Origin of the sequence: Mycobacterium sp. E3298 (assembly GCF_001666895.1) — a bacterium.
GTDB lineage: Bacteria > Actinomycetota > Actinomycetes > Mycobacteriales > Mycobacteriaceae > Mycobacterium.
In genome coordinates this window covers 1-6869 of record NZ_LZJB01000264.1, presented here as the reverse complement: position 1 = coordinate 6869, position 6869 = coordinate 1, and the positions used below count along the sequence as shown (strand labels likewise).

At 68.6% G+C, this 6869-nt stretch carries 4 protein-coding genes and 2 pseudogenes; all 6 read left to right on the top strand.

Annotated features, from left to right (window positions below; translation table 11 throughout):
- A pseudogene (locus tag A9X05_RS12540) lies at positions 1 to 2433 on the top strand (DNA-directed RNA polymerase subunit beta'); the annotation flags it as partial.
- 145 nt (positions 2434 to 2578) lie between these two features.
- Entirely contained in the window at positions 2579 to 3334 is a 756-nt protein-coding gene (locus A9X05_RS12535) for a deoxyribonuclease IV (protein WP_067781701.1), read from the top strand.
- 11 nt (positions 3335 to 3345) lie between these two features.
- Positions 3346 to 4176 carry a PHB depolymerase family esterase gene (locus A9X05_RS12530; protein WP_067753433.1) on the top strand — a complete coding sequence of 277 codons (831 nt, stop codon included), beginning with the start codon at positions 3346 to 3348 and terminating at the stop codon, positions 4174 to 4176.
- Positions 4177 to 4227: 51 nt separating this feature from the next.
- Positions 4228 to 5856, top strand: a complete 1629-nt coding sequence (locus A9X05_RS12525; protein WP_067781698.1) for an acyl-CoA dehydrogenase family protein — start codon at positions 4228 to 4230, stop codon at positions 5854 to 5856.
- Complete coding sequence (locus A9X05_RS12520; protein WP_067753440.1) at positions 5853 to 6791, top strand: crotonase/enoyl-CoA hydratase family protein; 939 nt, start codon at positions 5853 to 5855, stop codon at positions 6789 to 6791. Before A9X05_RS12525 ends, A9X05_RS12520 begins: the two co-directional genes overlap by 4 nt.
- Before the next feature lie 3 nt (positions 6792 to 6794).
- A pseudogene (locus A9X05_RS31030) lies at positions 6795 to 6869 on the top strand (PaaX domain-containing protein, C- domain protein); the annotation flags it as partial.

The following is a 6869-nucleotide window of genomic DNA, read 5'->3' as shown; positions in this document are numbered from 1 at the left end:
CTGGGCATCCAGGCCTTCGAGCCGATGCTGGTGGAGGGCAAGGCGATTCAGCTGCACCCGCTGGTGTGTGAGGCGTTCAACGCCGACTTCGACGGTGACCAGATGGCGGTGCACCTGCCGCTGAGCGCCGAGGCGCAGGCCGAGGCCCGCATCCTGATGCTGTCTTCCAACAACATCCTGTCGCCGGCCTCCGGCCGCCCGCTGGCCATGCCGCGACTGGACATGGTGACCGGGCTGTACTTCCTGACCACCGAGGTCGACGGCGACAAGGGCGAATTCTCGCCCGCCGCAAAGGATCAGCCGGAGGTTGGCGTGTACTCCTCGCCGGCCGAGGCGATCATGGCCGCCGACCGCGGCGTGCTGTCGGTGCGGGCCAAGATCAAGGTGCGACTGACGCAGCTGCGTCCGCCCGCCGAGATCGAGGCCGAGCTGTTCGGCGCCAACGGCTGGCAGCCGGGCGACGCCTGGATGGCCGAGACGACGCTGGGCCGGGTGCTGTTCAACGAGCTGCTGCCGGTGGGCTACCCGTTCGTGAACAAGCAGATGCACAAGAAGGTGCAGGCCGCGATCATCAACGACCTCGCCGAGCGCTACCCGATGATCGTGGTGGCGCAGACCGTCGACAAGCTCAAGGACGCCGGCTTCTACTGGGCCACCCGCAGTGGGGTCACCGTGTCGATGGCCGACGTGCTGGTCCCGCCGCGCAAGAAGGAGATCCTCGACCAGTACGAGGAGCGGGCCGAGAAGGTCGAAAAGCAGTTCCAGCGAGGCGCTTTGAACCACGACGAGCGCAACGAGGCGCTGGTGGAGATCTGGAAGGAAGCCACCGACGAGGTCGGTCAGGCGCTCCGCGAGCACTACCCCAGCGACAACCCGATCATCACGATCGTCGACTCGGGTGCCACGGGTAACTTCACCCAGACCCGAACGCTGGCCGGCATGAAGGGTCTGGTGACCAACCCGAAGGGTGAGTTCATCCCGCGTCCGGTCAAGTCGTCGTTCCGCGAGGGCCTGACGGTGCTGGAGTACTTCATCAACACGCACGGCGCCCGAAAGGGCCTGGCGGACACCGCGTTGCGTACCGCCGACTCGGGTTACCTGACCCGTCGTCTGGTGGACGTGAGCCAGGACGTCATCGTCCGCGAGCACGACTGCGAGACCGAGCGCGGCATCATCGTCGAGCTCGCCGAGCGTCAGCCCGACGGCACCCTGATCCGCGACCCGTACATCGAAACCTCGGCGTACGCGCGGACTTTGGGCACCGACGCGGTCGACGAGGCCGGCAACGTCGTCGTCGCGCGCGGCGAGGACCTGGGTGACCCGGAGATCGACGCCCTGCTGGCGGCCGGCATCACGCAGGTGAAGGTGCGCTCGGTGCTGACCTGCACCACGGGCACCGGCGTGTGCGCGACCTGCTACGGGCGTTCGATGGCCACCGGCAAGCTGGTCGACATCGGCGAGGCCGTCGGCATCGTCGCGGCCCAGTCCATCGGTGAGCCCGGCACGCAGCTGACCATGCGTACCTTCCACCAGGGTGGTGTCGGTGAGGACATCACCGGCGGTCTGCCCCGGGTCCAGGAACTGTTCGAGGCCCGCGTCCCGCGCGGCAAGGCGCCGATCGCCGACGTCACCGGGCGGGTGCAACTCGAGGAGGGTGAGCGCTTCTACAAGATCACCATCGTTCCCGACGACGGGAGCGAGGAGGTCGTGTACGACAAGCTCTCCAAGCGGCAGCGGCTGCGCGTGTTCAAGCACGACGACGGTTCCGAGCGGGTCCTGTCCGACGGCGACCACGTCGAGGTGGGCCAGCAGCTGATGGAGGGTTCGGCCGACCCGCACGAGGTGTTGCGCGTGCAGGGCCCCCGCGAGGTGCAGATCCACCTGGTCCGCGAGGTCCAGGAGGTTTACCGCGCCCAGGGTGTGTCGATCCACGACAAGCACATCGAGGTGATCGTCCGCCAGATGCTGCGTCGCGTCACCATCATCGACTCGGGCTCGACGGAGTTCCTGCCCGGCTCGCTGATCGACCGCGCGGAGTTCGAGGCGGAGAACCGTCGCGTGGTGGCCGAGGGCGGCGAGCCCGCCGCCGGGCGCCCGGTACTGATGGGTATCACGAAGGCATCGCTGGCCACCGATTCGTGGCTCAGTGCGGCGTCGTTCCAGGAGACCACGCGAGTGCTGACCGATGCGGCCATCAACTGCCGCAGCGACAAGCTCAACGGTCTGAAGGAGAACGTGATCATCGGAAAGCTGATCCCGGCCGGTACCGGCATCAACCGGTACCGCAACATCCAGGTGCAGCCGACCGAGGAGGCCCGGGCCGCCGCGTACACGATCCCGTCCTACGAGGATCAGTACTACAGCCCGGACTTCGGCCAGGCGACTGGAGCCGCGGTTCCGCTGGACGACTACGGCTACAGCGACTACCGGTAGTCGACACAGAAAAAGCCCCGGGCACTCGCCCGGGGTTTTTTCGTACCCGCTCGTACCCGCCGACTGTCACGCCAGCGTGGCTCTGGCGACCCAATGTCACGCTGGCGTGACGCTCGCGTCGGCCGCCCTTTACTACACTGGCGACGTGCTCATCGGTTCACACGTCCACAACGAAGACCCGCTGGCGGCCGCCCAGGCGGACGGGGCCGACGTGGTGCAGTTCTTCCTCGGCAACCCGCAGAGCTGGAAGAAGCCGAAGCCCCGCGACGACGCCGGCACGCTCAAGGCGTCGGCCGTGCCGCTCTACGTCCACGCGCCGTACCTCATCAACGTGGCGTCGGCCAACAACCGCATCCGCATCCCGTCGCGCAAGATCCTGCAGGACACCTGCGACGCGGCCGCGGAGATCGGCGCGACGGCCGTGATCGTGCACGGCGGCCACGCCGACGACGACGACATGGAGGCCGGGTTCGAGCGGTGGGTCAAGGCGCTGGACTACCTGGAAACCGATGTGCCCGTGTACCTGGAGAACACGGCGGGCGGCGACCACGCGATGGCGCGTCACTTCGACACGATCGGCAAACTCTGGGATCACATCGGCGACAAGGGAATCGGCTTCTGCCTGGACACCTGCCACGCCTGGGCCGCCGGCGAGGCGCTGGTCGACGCGGTCGACCGGATCAAGGCGCTGACCGGCCGCATCGACCTGGTGCACTGCAACGACTCGAGGGACGCGGCGGGCTCGGGCGCCGACCGGCACGCCAACTTCGGCACCGGCCAGATCGATCCCGAGCTGCTCGTCGCGGTGGTCACAACGGCCGCTGCACCCGTCATCTGCGAGACCGCCGACGAGGGACGCAAGGACGACATCGCGTTCCTGCGGGAAAAGACCGGCGGCTGAGATCTCCGCCCGTGCTCGGTCGGCTCGCAACGCTCCTCGGGGTCGTCCTCCTGGTCGCGAGCTGTTCGCCTGCGCCGCCCTCGGGCTTCGTCACCGGGACCAGCCTGCACCACCTCGATGTGGGCGGGCACGATCGCAGCTACCGGCTCTACGAGCCGGCGGGCAAATCCGCATCGCCTCCGCTGGTCGTCGTGCTGCACGGCTATTCCGGGAGCGCCCGGCAGGTCGAAAGGGATTACGGCTGGGACGAATTGGCCGATTCGGCCAAGGTCGTCGTCGCCTACCCGGACGGGCTGGACCGGGCCTGGAACGTCGACGGGGAGACCTGCTGCGGCCGGCCGGGACGGGAGGGCGTCGACGACGTCGCGTTCATCAGCGCGGTCGTCGCCGACGTCGCCAAGCACGTCGGCACCGACCCCGCCCGTGTCTATGTCTCCGGAATGAGCAACGGCGGCATCATGTCCTTTACGCTCGCGTGCGCCACCGACATCTTCGCCGCGATCGGGCCGGTCGCCGCCACGCAGCTGACTCGATGCCCCAACCCGCGTCCGACGTCGATCATGCACATTCACGGCACGGCGGACCGGCTGGTGCCCTACGGCGGCGGGCAGGGTTTCAGCGTGATCAACGGCCCCGCGGTGCCCGAGGTGAATGCGTTCTGGCGCAACGTCGATCAGTGCGCAAGCCCGGCCACCACCAGCAATGGCCCGATCACCACGTCGACGGCGGGCTGCGCAGGCAACCGCGGCGTCACGCTCATCACGATCGATCAGGGCGGCCACGAGTGGCCGCCGTTCGCCGCCCGCACCCTGTGGGAGTTCTTCGCCGCGCACCCACGGTGACGTCGCATTACACCTCTTGTGCGGCTGTCGAAAAAATGTAACATGAGGGGCATGTCGGATACGCATGTCGTCACCAACCAGGTTCCCCCGCTGGAGAACTACAACCCCGCGACGTCCGCGGTACTCGCCGAGGCCCTGATCCGTGAGGGTGGGGAATGGGGCTCCGAAGAGGTGACCGAGGTGGGCGCGATCGCCGGCGGCGCCCAAGCCCAGCGCTGGGGCGAGCTCGCCGACCGCAACCGGCCCATCCTGCACACCCATGACAAATACGGCCACCGGGTCGACGAGGTCGAGTACGACCCGGCGTACCACGAACTGATGCGCACGGCGATCGCCAGCGGCATCCACGCGGCACCGTGGGCCGACGGGCGCCCGGGCGCCCACGTGGTGCGTGCGGCCAAGATGTCGGTCTGGAACGTCGAGCCCGGCCACACCTGCCCGATCTCGATGACCTACGCCGTCGTCCCTGCGCTGCGCTACAACCCCGAACTCGCGGCGGTCTACGAGCCGCTGCTCACCAGCCGCGAATACGATCCCGAGCTCAAGCTGGCCACCACCAAACGCGGCATCACCGCGGGCATGTCGATGACCGAGAAGCAGGGCGGCTCCGACGTGCGGGCGGGGACGACGCAGGCCACCCCGAACGGCGACGGCACCTACAGCCTCGTCGGTCACAAGTGGTTCACCTCGGCCCCGATGTGCGACATCTTCCTGGTTCTCGCGCAGGCCCCGGGCGGGCTGTCCTGCTTCCTGCTGCCGCGGGTGCTGCCCGACGGCAGTCGCAACCGCATGTTCCTGCAGCGGCTCAAGGACAAGCTGGGCAACCACGCCAACGCGTCCAGCGAGGTCGAGTACGACGGCGCCACCGCATGGTTGGTGGGCGAGGAGGGCCGCGGCGTCCCCACCATCATCGAGATGGTCAACCTGACGCGGCTGGACTGCACCCTCGGCAGTGCCACCAGCATGCGCACCGGCCTGACCCGCGCGATCCACCACGCTCAGCACCGAAAGGCGTTCGGCGCCTACCTGATCGACCAGCCGCTCATGCGCAACGTGCTGGCCGACCTGGCCGTGGAGGCCGAGGCCGCCACCATCGTCGCGATGCGGATGGCCGGCGCCACCGACAAGGCGTTGCGCGGCGACGACCGGGAGGCGTTGCTGCGCCGTATCGGGTTGGCGGCCAGCAAGTACTGGGTGTGCAAGCGCGCCACCCCGCACGCCGCCGAGGCGCTGGAATGCCTGGGCGGCAACGGCTACGTCGAGGACTCGGGCATGCCGCGGTTGTTCCGTGAGGCGCCGCTGATGGGCATCTGGGAGGGCTCGGGCAATGTGAGCGCGCTGGACACGTTGCGCGCCATGGCAACTCGCCCCGAATGCGTCGAGGTGTTGTTCGGTGAACTCTCCGAAAGCGCCGCGGCCGACCCGCGACTGGGCGCGCACGTCGACCGGCTGCGGCAGGACCTGAGCGACCTGGACACCATCGCGCATCGGGCCCGCAAGGTCGCCGAGGACATCTGTCTGGCGCTGCAGGGCTCGCTGCTGGTGCGCCACGGCCACCCCGCGGTCGCCGAGGCCTTCCTGACCACCCGGCTCGACCGTCAGTGGGGCGGCGCGTTCGGCACGATGCCCACCGGGCTCGACCTGGCTCCCATTCTCGAGCGTGCTCTAGTAAAGGGATGACTCACGCGATCAGGCCGGTCGACTTCGACAACCTGAAGACGATGACCTATGAGGTCACCGATCGGGTTGCCCGGATCACCTTCAACCGGCCGGAGAAGGGCAACGCGATCGTCGCGGACACCCCGCTGGAGCTCTCCGCGCTGGTGGAGCGCGCCGATCTGGATCCGAATGTGCACGTGATCCTGGTGTCGGGTCGTGGCGAGGGCTTCTGTGCGGGCTTCGACCTGAGCGCGTACGCCGATCGCACCGGCTCGGCCGGCGGGACCGGCGCCTATGCGGGCACCGTTCTCAGCGGAAAAACCCAGGCGGTCAACCACTTACCCGACCAGCCGTGGGACCCGATGATCGACTACCAGATGATGAGCCGGTTCGTGCGCGGCTTCTCCAGCCTGATGCACGCCGACAAGCCGACGGTGGTCAAGATCCATGGCTATTGCGTGGCCGGCGGCACCGACATCGCGCTGCACGCCGACCAGGTGATCGCCGCCGCCGACGCCAAGATCGGGTACCCGCCGACCCGGGTATGGGGCGTCCCGGCGGCGGGCCTGTGGGCGCACCGGCTGGGCGACCAGCGCGCCAAGCGCCTGCTGTTCACCGGCGATTGCATCACCGGGGCTCAGGCCGCCGAATGGGGCCTGGCGGTCGAGGCGCCGGAGCCCGAGGACCTCGACGAGCGCACCGAGCGGCTGGTGCAGCGGATCGCCGCGGTGCCGGTCAACCAGCTGATCATGGTCAAGCTCGCGCTCAATTCGGCTCTGCTGCAACAGGGTGTGGCCACCAGCAGGATGGTCAGCACCGTGTTCGACGGTGTCGCCCGGCATACCCCCGAAGGCCACGCCTTCGTCGCCGACGCGACCGAACACGGCTTCCGGGAAGCGGTGCGGCATCGCGACGAGCCCTTCGGTGACTACGGTCGCCGCGCGTCACAGGTCTAGCCCATGGCCACCATGACGGCCCGGTCGGTGGTGCTCAGCGTGCTGCTGGGCGCCCACCCGGCGCACGCCCGGGCCAGC